Raw genomic sequence first — 17,616 nt, 5'->3', positions numbered from 1 at the left:
AGGGGCCGGCCGATGGGAGGTCGGGCCGGCAAGGATTGTTCTAGCCGTGACTTGCCGGCAGGTTCATATGAGGCCCGGCCGGACTTCGGCCGCGGCAGCTTCGATCGCCCTGGTGCCCAGGCCCGACTTGACGATGCGGATCAGTTCCTCCTCGCTGGTGTCGGCCGTGGAGGCATCGAGCGCGACCTCGCCCGAATGCAGGAAGTTGATGCGATCGCAGACTTCGAAAATCTGGTTGTAGTTGTGGACGATCAGGATCACCGAAACCTGGCGCTGCTGGCGCAGATTCTGGATCAGGCCCAGCACATGCGCGCTCTCGCGCACGCCCAGTGCCGCCAGCGGTTCGTCGAGCACCAGGATCTTCGGCGACGAATAGATCGAGCGGGCAACCGCAATGCACTGGCGCTGCCCGCCCGACAGGAGGTCGACCGTGCTGTTGACGCTGGGGATCGTGATGCCGAGCGTATCGAGATAGAGCTGCGCCTGTTCGCGCATCTTCCTGTTGTCCAGCAGGTTCAGGCCAAGGAAGCGCTTGTGGTACTCGCGGCCCAGAAACATATTGTGAAAGACGCTGAGGTCGCCGATCAGAGCCAGGTCCTGATAGACGGTTTCGATGCCTTGGGCGCGCGCATCGCGCGGCGAGGCGAAACGCACCTCCTTACTTTGCGAGACGATCGTGCCGGTATCGGGCTGGTGGAAGCCGGACAGGATCTTGATCAGCGTCGATTTACCGGCGCCATTGTCGCCGACCAGCGCCAGGACTTCGCCCTGGCGCAATTTGATCGAGACGTCGACGAGGGCGGTGACGGCGCCAAAACTCTTGGAGATGTTGGACATCTCCAGCACGACAGGCGCATCGGGTGCCAGCGGCGGAATGGTTGGCGAATTCATACGCGCCTCCGTGTGCGCAGGCGGTCGACCTGGATTGAGAGGATCATCGCGGCGATGATGGCCGCGCCGAGATAGATGTCGGACACAGTGGCCTGGGCGCCGATCATCACCAGGCCGTTGTTGAGCGAGGCGACGACGAAGGCGCCGATCAGCGCGCCGATGACGGTGCCGGAGCCGCCCAGCAGGGAAGTGCCGCCGATGACCGCCGCCGCGATCGCCTGCAAGGTGAGGAACGGGCTGCCGGCCTGCGGATCAGCCGAGGTGAACTGGGCGGTGTTGATGATGCCGGCGAAGGCGGCGCAGCCGCCGGCGATCATGAAATTGTAGATCTTCATGCGGTCGGTGCGCACGCCGATCTCGCGGGCGCCGATGATGTTGGAGCCGGTGGCGATGGTGTGCAGGCCGAAGGTGGTGCGGTTCAGCACCAGCGCCAGCACCAGCACCACCAGCACCGCCCACAGGAAGGGCGTGAACGCGGTGATGCCATGCCAGGACAAGAGCGCATCCGACGGCTGGTACAGGCTCTGCCCGAAGATGGCGTTGAAGGGCTGCTCGACCGGCGCCACGATCGGTTGGCTGTTGTAGATCGAGACGACGATGCCTTGCAGGAAGAACAGCATGCCGACGGTGGTGATCAGCGACGGCACCTTGAAGCGCACGGTGATGATGCCGTTGATGGCGCCGACCAATATGCCGATCAGCACGCCGATCAGCGCACCGACGGCCAGCGGCACGCCATAGGTGACCGACAGCAGCGCCATGACGTAGGGTGCGATCGAGAAGATGGCGCTGAGCGACAGATCGATTTCGCCGGTGATCATCAGCATGACTTCCGCCGCGGCGATCAGGCCGAGCCGGCCGGTGTCGCGCAGCACGACGCTCATGAATTGCGGCGACAGGAAGCCGCCATCGCTGCCGAACTGGAAATAGATCACGAGCACGATGGCGACCACGGCGATGCTGGCCTCGCGATAGCGCGACAGCAGGATCAGCAGCCTCTCGGTCATTGTGTGCGGAACCTTGACGCCGGTCTTCTTCGCAGGCTTGGTTTCTGTGGGCGGCACTCTTGTCTTCCTGATTTCGAACTTTGGGCGAAGAAGAGGATCGGCGACGGGCAGCCGTCGCCACCCCCGCCACATCACGCAAAATGACGCGGCGAGGGCAGGTGTGTCGCGGTTCGGCCGCGTCAGGTCGGCTCGACCTCGCTGCGACCCTCGAAGCGCGACTTGCCGACATAGGCGTCGACATTGTCCTTGGTCACATAGGCCTGGCTGGTGTCGCTGTTGGCCGGGCCGACAAGGCCGCCCGAGAGCTTGTAGAGATACATCTGCTGCACCGGCAGGAAGCCCTGCAGATAGGCCTGCTGGTCGGTGGTGAAGTTGACGTCGCCGGCCTTGATGAAGTCCAGCGTCTGCGGGAACAGGTCGAAGCCGGCCACCGCGCCGCCGGCTTTCACCAGGCCGTATTTGTTGGACACGAAACCGCAGGCATAGGTGTCGGAACCGCCGGTGCCGAACAGGCCGTTGACGGTCTTGTGGCTGAGATAATAGCTCTCGACGCGCGAGATTTCGGTTGCCGGATCCGGACCGGTGTTGACGACATCGTAGGTGACGCCGCTGCCACTGTCCTTGATCGCCTGGATGTAGCCGTCGAGGCGCGGCTGCGTGTTGAGTGAGCCCGGCACGCCGATCGACAGCATGACGTGGCCGCCCTTGGGGATCAGCTTCAGCCACTTCAGCGCCGAGTTGTAGCCGGACTGATAGAGCGGCTGGCCGACATAGGAGAGCCGCTTGTTGGGGCTGCCGACCGGCACGTCGGCGTTGAAGGCGACAACCGGAATGCCGGCTTGCGCGGCCATGTCGGTGGCGGCGTCGAAAGCCGTCGGGTCGACCAGGCACACGGCGATGCCGTCCGACTTCTGCGCGATCGCCGTCTGCATGGCGCTGACCATTTCGGAGACGACGTTCTTCTGCGAACCTGTCCACTGATAGCTGCAGCCGAAAGCCGCGCAGGCATCCTGGATGCCGTAGACCGTTGGCGTGAAGAACTGGTCGAGCGTCACGTGGCAGACGAAGTGGAATTTGTAGGGCTTCTTCGGCAGGCCGGGCGATGAATCCGCTGCTCGTGCCGCGCTGATGCCGCCGACAAGACCAGCACCCAGTCCGCTGGCGAGGCCGGCTGCGCCAAGGCCGAGTTTTCCGGCCAGCGCGAAAGCGCTGCGCCGGCTGATGCCGGCATTCACCATCTCCATCAGATTTTTCGTCTCGTCGTCCATGCGTTCCTCCGTTGTCGCTTTGTAGGCATCGCTATTCATCTGGTTACATTGTTATATGACAACTTTTGTGTCAATGCTTTTTCGCCGCCGAGTTCAGGACGGCCCTCTGCGGCCTAATGGCGCGAAGGCGGCCTTCTGGGCGGCACAAATGGACGATCAGGGATTACAGGAAGAGAAAATGGCTGAAATCGAATTCAGGGCTGTTAGCAAGGGCGGCCTGAAGGTGACGACGATCGGGCTCGGTGGCACGGGGCTCGGCAACATGTACCGCGCCGTCGACACCGATGCGGCGGTGAAGACTGTGCAGGCGGCCTATGAAAATGGCATCCGCTATTTCGACACCGCACCTGTCTATGGCTTTGGCGTCAGCGAGACGCGTCTGGGCCTTGCCATCAAGTCGCTGCCCCGCGCGGACATCGTCATCTCGTCGAAGATCGGCTACGACCTCGTGCCGATCCCGCCCGAAGAATTGAAGCCGGCGCTGTGGGACCAGCCCGGCTCCTTCCGCGCCGAGTTCGACTATTCGCGCGATGCGGTGATGCGTTCGCTCGAGGGCACGCTGAAGCGGCTGGACACCGACTATGTCGACATGGTTTCGATCCACGATCCCGACGAGGCCATTCATTTCGGCCCCGGCGAGGATCCCTATGCCCGGAGCCGCTTCCGGGAAGCCATGGACGGCGCCTATCCAGCGCTCGACGAACTGCGCTCGCAAGGCGTCATCAAGGCGGTCGGCGTCGGCATCAACCAATGGCAGATGCTGTCCGATTTCGTCGTTGCCGGCGCCTTCGATTATTTCCTGCTCGCCGGCCGCTACACGTTGCTCGAACAGGAGCCACTGGCGACCCTGCTGCCGCTCTGTGAACAGCGCGGCACGAGGATCATTATCGGCGGCCCCTACAATTCCGGCATCCTGGCGACGGGCGCGGTCAAGGGCGCGACCTTCAACACCAGGCCGGCTCCCGAGCCGGTGCTCGAACGCGTCCGCCGCATCGAGGCGGTGTGCGCCAGCCACAAGGTTTCGCTGCCGGCGGCGGCGCTGCATTTCCCGCTCGGCCATCCCCTGGTGTCGAGTGTCATCCCGGGTGCAAGGTCTGCCGATGAGCTGAAGGAGAATCTGGCCTATCTCAGGGAAGATATTCCGCCAACCCTTTGGGCCGATCTCAAACGACAGGGACTCATCGAGCCCGGCGCGCCCGTTTCCGGAGCGTGACAAGCAACCACCACGAGGGTTGCGAGCCGTGCTGTCGGCGGATGCCCGTGCCGTCTGCTGCCCTTTCAGGGTGGAATCAAAAGGCCTCAGTCGCGGCGGCCTGCCGGACAAGCGCCGCGATCACCTCCACAAGACGTGTCTTGCCTTTGACGCTGTTCTGTCCGCTGTTTTTGAAATCGATCCAGCCTTCGTTAAAGCCGTCGAGCATGCGGATGCGCGGCAGTGGGTTACGCGTACCCTGGGCACGGAAGAGGTCCTCCCAGCTTTCGCGCGGGACGATCTCCACCCGCACCGGATGCCCGAGCACTGTTGCGAAAGCCTCGGCGAGATCATTGGGCGAGACCCGCGCCGGGCCCTCCAGTTCCAGGACCCGCTTGCCGGTCCACTCCTCGCGAATCAGATCGGCGGCAAGCCGGCCGATATCCTGCGTCGCCACCATGGCGAAGGTCCTGTCGGCCGGTTGGAGGAAGCTGTGCAGCACGCCTTTGTCGCGGGCCGGGGCGACATCCCAAGCCGCATTTTCCATGAACCAACCGGGCCGCAGGAACGTGATGGGAAGGTCGAGCTTGCCGAGGGCGTCTTCCAGCATCGCCCGCTGGCTCAAGAGATTGTCCTGTACCGCATCGGCGCCGATAGTGGAGAGGCAGACGACCCTTTCCGGGCGGGCAGCAAGGAGAGCAGTGGTCAGGATCTCGTTCTGCCTCGCCGCTTCCGGATAGCCGGGCGCGGGATCGAACTCCGAAGGCGGCAGAATGAAGACGCCCTTGGCGCCCTTGAACGCGGCGGCGAGCCGCGTCGCATCGCCCATGTCGGCGAAAGCAATTTCGCAATCGCAATCTCTCCAGACATCCGCCTTGGCGGGGTCGCGCAGCACCGCGCGGACTGGTTCTCCGGCTTCAATCAGGGCTTTCGCCAGCGCGCCGCCGACCTTGCCAGTAATTCCTGTAATCGCATACATGATGTTCTCCTGGTGTTGAGGTGGGAATTGATCAGGCGAGGCCGTCGTAGAGGCCGCGCTCGAATGTGCCGTAGAGCTTCACGACCTTTTCGTCGTAGAAGGGCAGAAGCTGGGTGAAGATGGCTCCGGTCACCTTCCTGACCGGATCGAGCCAGAAATAGCAGTTGAGCAGGCCGGCCCAGGAAATGCTGCCTGCCGACCGACCGTTCGGACCGGGCAGCGTGTTGATGTCGAACGAATAACCCCACTTGTGGGGCTCGCCTGGAAACTGGTCGAAGCTCTGCGAATAGGCAGGCTGGGCGGTCCGCATGGCCTGGACGTCGAGGTCGCCGATCTGGTTGCGCATCATCGACGCGACCGTTTCCGGCTTCAGCACCCGTACGCCTTTATGAGTGCCTCCGTTCAGCAGCATCCGCAGGAAGGCCATGTAGTCGCGCGGCGTACTGAAGCCGCCGCCGCCGCCCATGAAGAATTCCGGCCGCTGCGGCATTTCGAAGGGCGCGGGCGTCAGGCCGCCGTCTTCGCGACGGTTATGGAAGGTGGCGACCCTGGCCTTCTGCTTGCTTCCGATCAGGAAGCCTGAATCGGTCATGCCGAGCGGGGCGAAGATGTTCTCGAGGAAATAGACTTCCAGAGACTGGTCGCTGACCGCTTCCACCAGCTTTCCGACCCAGTCCATGCTGATGCCGTATTGCCAGCGTTCGCCGGGGTCGAATTCGAGCGGTGCCAGGAAGGCGCCGTTCTTGCACGTGGCGATGTCCGGCATGCCGGTGACGTTCTCGTAGCGGGTCAGTGCATCGCTCCAGATCGAATAGGTATAGCCGGAGGTGTGAGTGAGCAGGTGACGCACCTTGATGGCCCGCTTGGCCGGACGCAGGAGCGGCTGGCCGTCGCCGTCGAAGCCCTCCAACACCATCGGATTGGCGAGTTCCGGCAGATATTTCGCCGCATCGTCCCCGGGATTGATCCTGCCCTGCTCGATTAGCTGCATGCAGGCCGTGGCGGTGAAGGCCTTCGTCATGGACAACAGCCAAAATACCGTATCGGCGCGCATCGTTGCTCCGGTGGCCGTATTGGCCTTTCCGAAGGTTCCTTCGTAGATCATGCGGTCTGGTCCTGCCGCGGTGGCAACGACGCCGGCGACGGTGCCGTCGCGCACCGCCTGTTCCATGGCCATGTCGATGGACTTGAAGTTGCCGGACCGCGCTTGCGGGTTGGCCGCCAGTGCGTGGACCGGTGAGTTCACGGCGGCGGCGCCCGCCGCGAGCAAAAGGCTGCCACGCGCCAACAGGCTTCTGCGTGAGATCGCATTCATGGATGAATTCCTTCTCGCAAGGCCGGAGATTTCCGCGGTCCGGCATGCCGCCGCGCCGACCGGGCGCTCAAAAATCATCTAGGGGAAGCAATGCGATGATTCACGCGCAATAAAATCAAAGATAAGGTGACTCAAAATCATCATGAAGAGACGGTTGAGATCACCGACCTCGCAAAGGAGAGAAGGCATGAGTTTCGACACGCGGCTGCTGACCGGGGTCGGCGTTTTCGGGGCGGTGATGGAAGCGGGCAATTTCGTGCGGGCTGCGGATGTTCTCGGTCTCACGCCGTCGGGGGTCAGTCGTGCCGTGGCGAGGCTCGAACAACGCGTCGGTGTCAGGCTGTTCGACCGCAATCCGCGCGAGGTCGCGCTGACGGAGGAGGGCGCGCGCTTCCATGCCCGCATAACGCCACTGCTGGCTGGACTGGAGGAGGCGGCTTCCGAAGCCGCCGGTTCGGCGGCATTCGTCGGCGGACGGCTCAGGGTATCGATCGATCCCTGGTTCGCGCGAATGGTGCTGGCGCCGAGGATCGGTGAATTCCTGGCACGTTACCCCGCACTGTCGCTCGATCTGACCACCAGCAACTATCGCGAAGAGATGATGAGCGGCGCGGATGTCGCCGTGCGCTTCGGTCCGCCGGACGAATCCTCGCTAATCGCCCGCAAACTGCTGGACGTACCAGTCCTGACCTGTGCCGCCCCAAGTTATCTCGACCGGCACGGCATTCCAGCCACGCCCCACGACCTGATGCTCCACGATTGCATCCTGTTTCGCAACCCGCAGACCGGGCGGCCGTTCACCTGGGAATTCCGAGGGGAAAGCGGGGCCATCGAGATCAAGGCCTCGGGGCGCTTGGTCATGGACGATCCCTCCGCTGCCGTCGCGGCCGGTCTCGCGGGGCAAGGCATATTCCAGAGCCTTGCCATCGGCCTCGACGAGTGGCTTGAGAGCGGGGCGCTCACGACGATCCTGGCAGAATGGTCCGACGAGCAGTTTCCGCTTTACGCCTATCATCCGTCACGCCACATGCCGCCGGCAAAAGTGCGAGCTTTTCTAGATTTTGTTCAACGGATCGCGGCGAAGAGATGACCACGCCTTTCTCAGTCGAGTCCACCATCCGGACTATCTCAGCACTCACCAGTTTACTCGCTTGGTAGATGGGTGACTGCAATGGCTACCGACGGGAAGGCTACGGCACGAACCCGCTTCGGCGCACCAAGGCCGCAATGATCTACAAGATGACAGACAACCACGCCTACAACCCTTCGTACCACCGCGACCTGCGGGTTTGAGCTGAACGACTGCTTGGTTCGTATCTGTCACAAAGCAAACAGTCCGCAGACGGCCCCAATCGAGACGCTTCTTGCTCGTCGAAGAACGTCGTTAATGGTGCGACCGCGACTTTCCAATGAGGGACTGATACACCGTCACGATCCTTCTTCGCGAGATAGGGCGAGTGAGGCGTTCATCGGGCGAAATGCAGCGTGGTAGGTGGGACAAGAACATCGAAAAACATAGGAACAGATTTGAATGCTTTGCTGTCCCACTAGTTCCTAACTGCTTGATTTAGCTTCTTTTCCAAACATCCCTCCGGGCCCACCATTATTCTTATATTTCAGCGGGTTAACCCGAATTCGCCGCAAAGGTGGGCCTATCTAGAGCTCGTTGTTAGTTATTCGTACACTGATCGTTTCCCGGAAGCAGTGCAGCGTAAGGGCAAACGCTCATTCTCATCCGGGAGCTATTCTCTTGCTTGTTAACACCAGCAACACGTAGTGCAGATGCTCTTACTCTGAAAGATCTCCGAGTGATGAGTGCGGTGATCGGCGGCAACGACGTGCGAATAGGCGGGTTTTGACTGGCCACAGATCTCTATTTCTGGCGGACGGCAGCTTGGCGCCCAAAGTCGGACGCAGAACCTACTTTGCGGTCGCCCGAAAGCCCACAGATGCAGCGGTGTCGCGTCAGGTATCTACCTGTGCCGAGGGTCAGTATAAACTACCGATCAGAGCGAGCCGAGATGCTCGTTCGCGTGATGGCGCGGGCGCACTGAAATCCGCGACTATTCGGCACTTCTGTTTTCAGCGGCCCGGAGACATTCTCGTGAACCCCTACTGCGTAGCCCCGACTTGCAGCCTTGCCGATCATCTTGATCACGGGAAATCGACAATCCTCTTCGATAGTGCGTCGAATTGAGGTCGAAGCAATCATGAGCCCATCTCGCAGGATCGCAATCGCCGTCGTCGCGCTCGTGTTGATCCCATCGGCAGCTACGTGGAGCTGGCAGTGGTTCAGGGTTGGTCGCTACCAGGAAACGACCGACAACGCTTATCTGCGCGCAGACATCACCAGTATCGCTCCCAAGCTGGCCGGCTATGTCGTCGACGTTGACGTGGACGACAATGCCAGCGTTGCAAAGGGCGCAGTTCTCTTTCGCATCGACGACAGCGACTATAAGGCCAAGGTGGTCCAGGCAAGCGCCAATGTCGCAGCCCGGCAGGCGGAAATCGCCAACATCGAGGCAAGCCATAAACTGCAAGATGCATTGATCGCGCAGGCCGAGGCGCAGAAACAGTCAGCCGCCGCAGACCTCCAGTTCGCCCGTGCCAACCTGACCCGCTATGTCACACTGCAGAAGAACGGCACTGCCAGCGATCAGAAACTGCAGGATGCACAAGCCAGCTACGACAAGGCAAAGGCGTCCTTGGACGGCGCAGAAGCCAATCTGCTGGCTCAAAGGCTGAAGCTCGGCGTCTTGGAAGCACAATTGTCCGGTTCGCACGCGGCCCTGTCACAGGCGAAGGCCGCTCTCGACCTGGCTATGCTCGACCTCGACAACACGGTCGTGAGAGCCCCGGTCGACGGGATCGTCGGCAATCGGCAAATCCGTGTCGGCCGTTATGTCACTCCAGGGAATGCGGCCTTGGATATCGTTCCCGTCGACGATGTCTGGATCGTCGCCAACTTCAAGGAAACGCAGCTCAGCTTGGTCAAGATTGGCCAAAGGGTACGCGTCACGGTCGACGAATATCCAGATCAAGAAATCGACGGTGTTGTCGACAGCTTCGCTCCCGGCAGCGGCGCGGCGTTCAGCCTGCTGCCGCCGGACAATGCCACCGGAAACTTCATCCGCGTTGTCCAGCGTGTGCCGGTGAAGATCAGGATGATACGAAACCCGTTGCCTGGCCGCCTCGTTCCGGGGCTCTCCGCCCGCGTTGCCATCGCCCTGGGAGCGGGCGACGTTCCAGCGGTGGCGTTGGAAATGCGGTCCGGCGACAGTGCCAACGGACGCCTGGTACAGTGATGCACCGCACCGAAGCCGAAAAAAGAGCGTTCCGCCATCCTGATACCCTGCCGTGTGCCTGGCTAGTAGCAACTGGTGTTGTATTGGCCGCCTTCATGGACGCAGTGGCATCCACTGCACTGTCGATCGGCCGGATCGACATGCTCGGCGACATCTACGCAACGCCGGATGAACTGGCGATGGTCGACATCGCATTCATCGCCGCCAAGCTGACGGCTTTCCTTGTCGCTCCGCTTCTTGTCACCGCCGCCAGGCCGACCGCCTGCCTGCGCGCGGGGGTCGTGATGCTTCTGCTGGGTTGCGCGGCAATGACGCTCTCGGTGGATCATGTCTGGATTTGTGTTTTCCGCGTCGTCCAGGGGCTGGCTGGCGGCACAATTCTCGTAGCTGGCCAGACGCTGCTGTTTTTTCGGTTCCCGTCTCGACATCAGCCGATTGTCCAAGCAGTTTTTGCCGTCGGCGCCGTAATGGCTCCAACGACGATTACGCCGGCCCTGCAGGGCTGGTTGGTCGATCATTTCTCCTGGGACTGGATATTCCTCGCCAACGTCCCGCTCGGCATCGCCGCCCTTGTCCTTCTGGCGGCGGATGGCAATCGGACATACTGGCGGGCAACCACGCTCCCCGTCGTCGAGGTCATTGTGCTCGGCATCAGTACCGCGCTTTTGACATACGTGCTGCTGCAGGGCAGCAGGTTCAACTGGTCGGACGACATGGGGATCACCGGCCTTTCGACCATCGGTGTGGCGGCCGCCGGCCTTGTGGTTGTCCGGGAGGCCCGGTTCCGCTCAGGCTCACTTCAGGCGGTCGCGCCTTTCGCCGATCCGGACTTTCGCTTTGGCTTTCTTGTCAGCCTCGTCGCGGGCTTTGCCCTATCGGGCAGCACCTATCTCATCCCGGCTTTTGCCCTCAACGTTCTCGATTTTACGGCCACGGCCGCAGGAGTGCTTCTGCTGCCCAGCGGAGCCATGCTGGCGCTGGGACTTCTGTTCTCCGGCCTCCTCATCGAAAAGGCCGGCGTTCACCCGATCGCCCTTGTTCCGTTTGGAGTCCTGCTCTTCTCCGGAGCCATGTGGCTCCTGTCCGGTTCGACGAGCGGTAGCGGCACCCCCGACCTGACCCCGGCCCTGCTTCTGCGAGGATCAGGTCTCGGTCTTCTGTTCGTGGCACTGACGCTGGTTACGCTGCGTGGACTTGCTGCCGATATTCTGCCGTTTGGAATAGGGCTGTTCAATCTCGGGAAGCAGGCTGGTGGTCTGATGGGCACGGCGCTCTTGCAAACGTATATCGATCACCAGAACGCTCTCAACCGAACGATGTTGTCCACCCACCTTGTCCGTGGCGATCCGGCCCTGGACCAGCGCTTGAGGGCCAGTGCGAACATTCTCACTTCGAACGGTGCCGACATTCTAGCGGCGCCCAAGATCGCTTTCCCATTGTTGCAGCGCTCTCTCGAAAGGCAAGCCTCCACGATCTCTTTCGACGAAGCTTTCTTCGCGCTCGTGTTGCTGTTCGCGGTTGCTGCGCCATGCCTGATTGGCGCCAAGCAATTGTTCAGTCGCAAAGTCCTCCGGCGGAGCCGAACTGGGTAGCCTCCTATGCGTTGGAACAGAGTCCTTATCGTCATGGCGTCCAACTTGAATCTTGCGAGCCACGTCCACCAGACCAGACGGGGATGAACACGCGGGGTCGTCGCGGCCGCGTCGCGCTGCGGTTCATGGATTTCCGTGAGGTGCCGCTCGGGCGCGGCGCTGCTTATGGTGAGTTTTGGTTCGTCAGCCCAGATCCCAGCTGCTGAGAGCAAGTGCTATACGGGGAGCCGACCAGGCCTTGTTTCAGGGGCTGTAGCTTCAATCGGGACGTCTAGGTGCCTCACCCCGAAAGTTAGGTCACTCACATCTCATGGATTTCCATGAGGTGCGGCTGCGGCGTGGTCCGGTTAAGATGATGAACCAATTCGCGAGCCCAGATGGTCAACGATGAGAGTTAAAGAAGGCGCTGACAGTCTCCGCCTTTCATTGTCCGGTAGGAGAAGACAATGACGACAGCGTTCAACTCGCTTGGCGATCCCGACGCGGAAGCGTTGCGGGCGGCTCGGCTCATCGAAAGCGTGGTCGGCAATGGGTGGGCGACAGACGCGGCCGGCAGATTCAGCTATGTTACTCCCAGCACGCTATCGCTTCTCCGCACGACGCTGGAGGAGTTCAACACTTCGTCAGAAGATGGCTCCGCGGGTTGGAAGCGGCTAATCCATCCAGACGACTATGACCGAGCCGTGGCCGAGTGGCGTCGCTGCCTGCAGACAGGTGAGCACTACAATGTGGAGCACCGCATTTTGCGCGCGAGCGGTGCTTACGGTTGGAGCCGGATCTCCGGACAGCCGCTGTGCGATAGCCAAGGTAACGCCGTTGCATGGTTTGGCACACTGATTGAAGGCGATGCGCCGTCCGCAGCCACAAAGCGATTCGCTGATGTGATCAGTGCGGCACTCGAGAAGGAAGCCGCCTCCGACGCTCTCCATTCTCTGAGTCTGGTCCATCCGGATGACCGGACAGCGGCGGCGCACGCAGTCGCCCGCGCCTTCTGGACGGGTGTCCCCCAAGTAACGAGGCACAGGCAACTGCAGGCCGACGGAAGTTATCGCTGGAACGAGACCCGATCGGAGCCCGGCTACAGTGTCAGTGTTGACATTGATGATCTGGTGACAGAAGGGGAGCCGCTTTCCGGGGCGGATCTGGATCCCTTGGTTGAGAACAATGCCGGGCCAATTCGATCGGCGAAAATCGTTGAAAGCATATTCGGGAACGGATGGGCGTTCGATGCGGCGGGTAGATGGATCTACCTGCATCCGTTCGCGCTGAGCTCCCTAGGAGTGACGCTGGAGGATCTGAACGCTCCATTGAACGAGGGATACACCGCCTGGAAGCGCTTGCTGCATCCGGACGACTATGAGCAGATCGCGGTTACCTGGCGCCATTGTCTGAGGACCGGCGATCATTTCAATGTCGAGTTTCGCTTTCGGCGCGCAAACGGCACCTATGTATGGGCTCGAACCGCCGCGCGGCCCGCGCGCGACAGCCAGGGTCGTATCACAGGATGGTACGGCATCGCGCTCGACAACGATGTCTACAAGAAAACCGTGGCGGAGCTGCGCGGTCGGGAGCGGGAACTTTCTCAGCTCGTCGACATGGTCCCAGTCCAGATCAGACGGCTGACGCCTGAAGGCGAGCCGATTTTCTTCAACAGACGTTTGCTTGACTTCTTCGGTCTCGACGGTGTGGCGGATCTGGACAAGCCGGGGATGAGCCGGCAGGCGGCAGCCATACAGTCCCTCGTCTATCCCGAAGATGCGGCACGCCTCCTGGAGACCGTCCGCCACTCTCTGGCTACCGGCGAACCATACTCCATGAAGTATCGAATGCGCCGTGCGGACGGAGCGTACCGCTGGGTGGATGGACGCGGCGAGCCGCTGCGTGATCACAGCGGCGCGATTGTTCAGTGGTATGTGATCTCTATCGACATCGACGACGAGATGCGCGCACAGGAAGCGTTGCGCGACCGGGAGCGGGAACTCTCGCAACTGGTCGACATGGTGCCGAGCTTCCTCTGGCGCCTGTCTGCGTCGGGCGAGCCGGTCTTCTTCAGCAAGCGAATGGTTGAGTATCTCGGCCTTGACGTAGGAGGATACGAGAATGTCGGAGGAAATGGCCTGAAGGCGGCCATTGCGGCTGTCGTACATCCCGATGACGCCGCCACGCTGGAAGCAGCGATCAACCACTCGGTCACCACCGGGGAAAGCTTCTCCCTGAACTATCGCCTGCGTCGTGCTGACGGCGTCTTCCGATGGATGTCGGGCCGAGCGGAACCGATGCGAGACGAGTGTGGGACTGTCGTCCAATGGTACGGTCTTTCGCACGACATCGACGACCAGGTGAGGGCAGAAGAAGCGCTGCGGAAAGCCAACCGGCAACTGGAGCAAATGATTGACGCTGTGCCCGTGAATCTCCTGAGCTTTGCCCCTTCAGGCAGGATCACCTACACCAGCAAGCGATACCTGGAGAAGGTCGGTTCGCCACCGACGCACATCAATGATTTCGATGCCCTGGCCCGGGACCTGGCCCATCCTGAAGACTTTCCGACAATGTTTCGGAGGGCGTCGAATGGCTTTGCGTCCGGCCAGCCTTTCATGAACCGCTTTCGTCGACGCGAGAAGGATGGCGTCTACCGCTGGATAGAAGCACGAGCGCAACCGTTAAGGGATACCGATGGCGCGATCGTTCAATGGTATATGGCTTCAATCGACATCGAAGACGAGATGCGCGCGCAGGAGGCTTTGCGCGAAAGAGAGCGCGAGCTCCAGCAGCTTGTCGATGCCTTGCCGGTCCACATCTGGAGCTGGACGCCCGATGGCAAGCTTGCGTACGTGAATAGGCGGTCTTTGGAGGATCTCGGCATCTCCGGGGCGAACTTCGAAGAGTTCACCAGGGTGGCGCAAGAACTGATTCATCCCGAAGATGCTCCCGAGGTGCTCAAAAGGTCAGCCAACTGCCTCAAAACTGGCGACTCCTTCATCATGCGGTATCGCCGGCGTTGGAAAGACGGCAGCTATCGCTGGATAGAAGGGCGTTGCGAGCCTCTGCGCGATCGGGATGGAGCCATCGTTCACTGGTACCAGGTCTCCATCGACATCGACGAGGAGATGCGCGCGCAGGTGGCACTGCGCGAGAGAGAACGTTCGCTGTGGCAGCTGGTTGAAACGCTGCCGGTGATGATCGATTGCGCCGCACCGAACGGTGAGCCGATATATCGAAGCCGTCAGCTCCGCGAATTCCTCGGATATGAGTTGGAGTTATTGGACGGCAAGGGAAAATCCCGCCTGTCCGGGACACTCGATGAAGGCGTTCATCCTGACGACCTGGCGGCCGTCAAAGCGAACTATGCTCATTCGTTGGCCACTGGCGAACCGTATGCGCGCAGGCACCGTCTGCGTCGCTTCGACGGCGAATATTGCTGGGTCGATACGCGCGCGGCACCGATGCGCAACGCAGAGGGAGCGATTGTTCAGTGGAACGTCGTCTGTCTGGACATCGACGGTGAAGTTCGAGTGCAAGAAGAACTGCGCCTGGCGCAAGAGAGACTTGCACGTGCGAGCCAGGCGGCGAGTCTTGCCGAGCTTTCAGCCTCTATAGCCCATGAGGTGAACCAGCCTCTGGCGGCTGTTGTCGCCAACTCATATGCCTGCCAGCGTTGGCTCACGGCCGAACCGCCAAATATCGAGCGGGCGCAGAAGACTGTGGAGCGTATTATCCGTGATGCCAACTCAGCCGCGGATGTCGTCAGCCGCATCCGCGCCTTATTCAAGCAATCTGCAGACGCGATGGCTTACACAGCACTCGACAGCGTCATAGCGGAAGCGCGCGACCTCATCGCCGAGGAGGCGGTGCGGCGCCGTGTTCGTCTGGATCTCGATGTCGAAAGCGACCTTCCTATTGTCGCGCTCGATCGGGTGCAGATTCAGCAGGTTCTGGTGAACCTCATCCGCAATGGGATCGAGGCGATGGACTCTGTTCCGGGCGACAAGGTTCTTGGACTTCGCGTGCGCCGGATAGGGGACGCGATCCAGATCGAGATCAGCGATTGTGGCCCGGGCATTGAGTTTCCTGACCGAATATTCGAGCCGTTCTTTACGACGAAAGAGCACGGCATGGGCATGGGACTCGCGATCTGCCGTTCGATCGTCGAGTCCCATGGCGGACGGTTGTGGGTGGAGAAGAACGATCCGCACGGAACGGCGTTCGTCTTCACGATGCCAGTTGAAATGAAAGCGGCAGCATGACGCCCCACGATCAAATGGTCTTCATCGTCGATGACGACGTGCGTATTCGGGAAGCGCTTGGTGAGCTTCTGGAGTCCCATGGCATGCGCGCCGTAGCGTTCGGATCGGCCGGCGACTATGTCCTTGCCGACAAGCCGGACGTCCCCGCCTGCCTGATCCTCGATGTGGAATTGCCTGACATCAACGGTCTAGATCTGCAGAAGCAGATCGCCGAGGGCGATCATCCGCCGATCGTCTTCATAACGGGGCATGGCGACATCCCGTCCTCTGTGCGTGCGATCAAGCACGGCGCTGTGGACTTCCTGACAAAGCCTTTCAGCGATACGGACCTCATGGTCGCGATCCGGGCAGCGATCGCCCAGGACCGGGAAAGGCGATCAGAGCGCGCCGAACTCACCGTGTTGAGGCAACGCTATCAAGAGCTCACGCAGCGAGAACGCGAGGTGCTGCCGCTCGTTGTGAGTGGCCTGCTGAACAAACAGGCCGCGGCTGAGTTGGGGATCAGCGAGGTCACGCTGCAAATCCATAGACGGAACGTGATGCAGAAAATGGTTGCGGCATCACTCGCTGATCTCGTGCGCATGGCGGAGCGGTTGGAGATACCGATCAGCCACTCTCGACGAACGGGAGGGAACGGAGTGTGAGCAAGGTGCGACCTGTCGTGGCGATTGTCGATGACGACCCAAGATTGCTCGAGTCGCTCGAGAACCTTTTGGAGTCTGCGGGCTATGCTCCCCGCAGCTTCTCGTCGGCGGGATCACTGCTCGTCAGCGGGCTCTCCGACGTGGACTTGCTCATTACCGATATAGGGATGCCTGGAACGGACGGCTTTGAACTTCGTGACCAGGTCAAGAAGACGCGTGCGGACCTACCGGTGTTCCTGATCACCGGCCGCCACGAGATAGCGGATCAGTACCGTGCCAAGGGCATCAGCGGGTTTTTCCGCAAGCCATTCGACGGCCAGGCCCTGCTTGCGGCGGTGGCCAACGCTTTAGCCAACCAGGAAACCGAGGGATGAACATGAGAGTTGACCAACCACTCTTGCAGAGATCGGCGCCGGTGTCACGGCAGCGGAAGGCTGAGCCGCAGCAGCCGCTCGTCATCATTGTCGATGACGATGCGTCTGTTCGCGAAGCACTGTCGGAGTTGATCCTGTCGATGGGCTTTGAGCCGGTCTGCTTTGCCTCGACCCGCGAATTGCTCGACGCGGACGTCTTGAACAGCCCCGGATGCTTGATCCTCGACGTGCGCATGCCAGGGGCAAGCGGTCTCGATCTACAGCACCATCTTGCGACAAACGGCAATCCCAAGCCCATCATCTTCCTGACCGGGCATGGCGACATACCGATGACTGTCCAGGCGATGAAGGCGGGCGCCGTGGATTTTCTCACCAAACCGGTGCGCGACCAAACACTCCTTGACGCCGTGATCGCGGGCATTGCGGTGGATGCCAAGCGGCGGGCGGATGCGGTGGTCGTCAAGCGCAACATCGAGCGTGTCGAGACGCTGACCCCGCGCGAGCGCGAGGTGCTGCATGAAGTGGCGCGTGGGCGCCTCAACAAACAAATCGCTTTCGACCTCGGCATCAGTGAAGTGACCGTCAAGCTTCACCGCGGCAATGTCATGCGCAAGATGGAAGCAGCTTCCATCGGAGAGCTGATCCGGGCCTGGGAAACGCTGCCCCCGGCGATGCGCGAGGCCGGCGCGGCCAGGACTTTCGAAAGGGTGAACCTCGCCTCCGTCCGATAGTATCGCCCAGCGGCTGGCGCTTCTCCGTTAACAGTAGCCTGCCCAGGACGATTCGGACTCAGACAAATTTTTAT

The 17,616-nt window shown here is 61.2% G+C and carries 13 protein-coding genes; 8 read left to right on the top strand and 5 right to left on the bottom strand.

Annotated features, from left to right (window positions below):
* Nucleotides 1-63: 63 nt before the first annotated feature.
* The 3 genes from A4R29_RS31365 to A4R29_RS31355 all read right to left on the bottom strand — a co-directional run bounded on the left by A4R29_RS31365 (nt 64) and on the right by A4R29_RS31355 (nt 3,166).
* Nucleotides 64-891: an ATP-binding cassette domain-containing protein gene (locus tag A4R29_RS31365; RefSeq protein WP_063170659.1), complete on the bottom strand. Its 828-nt coding sequence runs from the start codon at nt 889-891 to the stop codon at nt 64-66.
* A complete protein-coding gene (locus A4R29_RS31360) occupies nt 888-1,955 on the bottom strand; it encodes an ABC transporter permease (protein WP_063170658.1) in 1,068 nt (355 codons plus the stop codon). Before A4R29_RS31360 ends, A4R29_RS31365 begins: the two co-directional genes overlap by 4 nt.
* A gap of 122 nt (nt 1,956-2,077) precedes the next feature.
* Nucleotides 2,078-3,166 carry a sugar ABC transporter substrate-binding protein gene (locus tag A4R29_RS31355; protein ID WP_063170657.1) on the bottom strand — a complete coding sequence of 363 codons (1,089 nt, stop codon included), beginning with the start codon at nt 3,164-3,166 and terminating at the stop codon, nt 2,078-2,080.
* Between the two features lie 178 nt (nt 3,167-3,344).
* Here A4R29_RS31355 and A4R29_RS31350 point away from each other — a divergent pair, with 178 nt between their 5' ends.
* Nucleotides 3,345-4,379 (top strand): aldo/keto reductase, encoded by a 1,035-nt coding sequence (locus A4R29_RS31350; RefSeq protein WP_063173972.1) that lies wholly within the window; start codon nt 3,345-3,347, stop codon nt 4,377-4,379.
* Nucleotides 4,380-4,455: 76 nt separating this feature from the next.
* Here A4R29_RS31350 and A4R29_RS31345 read toward each other — a convergent pair whose 3' ends face one another.
* Nucleotides 4,456-5,337, bottom strand: coding sequence for an NmrA family NAD(P)-binding protein (locus A4R29_RS31345; protein ID WP_063173971.1), 882 nt, complete (start codon nt 5,335-5,337; stop codon nt 4,456-4,458).
* 31 nt (nt 5,338-5,368) lie between these two features.
* Nucleotides 5,369-6,652: a serine hydrolase domain-containing protein gene (locus A4R29_RS31340; protein WP_063170654.1), complete on the bottom strand. Its 1,284-nt coding sequence runs from the start codon at nt 6,650-6,652 to the stop codon at nt 5,369-5,371.
* Between the two features lie 187 nt (nt 6,653-6,839).
* On the opposite strand from A4R29_RS31340, the gene A4R29_RS31335 reads away from it, so the two are divergent.
* The 7 genes from A4R29_RS31335 to A4R29_RS31305 all read left to right on the top strand — a co-directional run bounded on the left by A4R29_RS31335 (nt 6,840) and on the right by A4R29_RS31305 (nt 17,542).
* Entirely contained in the window at nt 6,840-7,742 is a 903-nt protein-coding gene (locus tag A4R29_RS31335; RefSeq protein WP_063170653.1) for a LysR family transcriptional regulator, read from the top strand.
* A 1,120-nt stretch (nt 7,743-8,862) separates the two neighbouring features.
* Nucleotides 8,863-9,957, top strand: coding sequence for an HlyD family secretion protein (locus A4R29_RS31330; protein WP_063173970.1), 1,095 nt, complete (start codon nt 8,863-8,865; stop codon nt 9,955-9,957).
* Nucleotides 9,957-11,549 carry an MFS transporter gene (locus tag A4R29_RS31325; protein WP_082826772.1) on the top strand — a complete coding sequence of 531 codons (1,593 nt, stop codon included), beginning with the start codon at nt 9,957-9,959 and terminating at the stop codon, nt 11,547-11,549. Before A4R29_RS31330 ends, A4R29_RS31325 begins: the two co-directional genes overlap by 1 nt.
* A gap of 446 nt (nt 11,550-11,995) precedes the next feature.
* Nucleotides 11,996-15,793 carry a PAS domain-containing protein gene (locus A4R29_RS31320; RefSeq protein ID WP_063173968.1) on the top strand — a complete coding sequence of 1,266 codons (3,798 nt, stop codon included), beginning with the start codon at nt 11,996-11,998 and terminating at the stop codon, nt 15,791-15,793.
* Nucleotides 15,790-16,437: a response regulator transcription factor gene (locus A4R29_RS31315; protein WP_023767341.1), complete on the top strand. Its 648-nt coding sequence runs from the start codon at nt 15,790-15,792 to the stop codon at nt 16,435-16,437. The genes A4R29_RS31320 and A4R29_RS31315 overlap by 4 nt, the downstream gene beginning before the upstream one ends.
* The gene (locus A4R29_RS31310; protein ID WP_027161970.1) at nt 16,434-16,811 is read left to right on the top strand and encodes a response regulator; all 378 of its coding nucleotides are present in this window, start codon (nt 16,434-16,436) and stop codon (nt 16,809-16,811) included. Before A4R29_RS31315 ends, A4R29_RS31310 begins: the two co-directional genes overlap by 4 nt.
* A 2-nt stretch (nt 16,812-16,813) precedes the next feature.
* Nucleotides 16,814-17,542 (top strand): response regulator transcription factor, encoded by a 729-nt coding sequence (locus A4R29_RS31305; RefSeq protein WP_063170880.1) that lies wholly within the window; start codon nt 16,814-16,816, stop codon nt 17,540-17,542.
* Nucleotides 17,543-17,616 lie beyond the last annotated feature (74 nt).

The organism is Mesorhizobium ciceri biovar biserrulae (assembly GCF_001618845.1).
GTDB lineage: Bacteria > Pseudomonadota > Alphaproteobacteria > Rhizobiales > Rhizobiaceae > Mesorhizobium > Mesorhizobium ciceri.
This window is presented reverse-complemented; position numbering and strand designations above follow the sequence as displayed.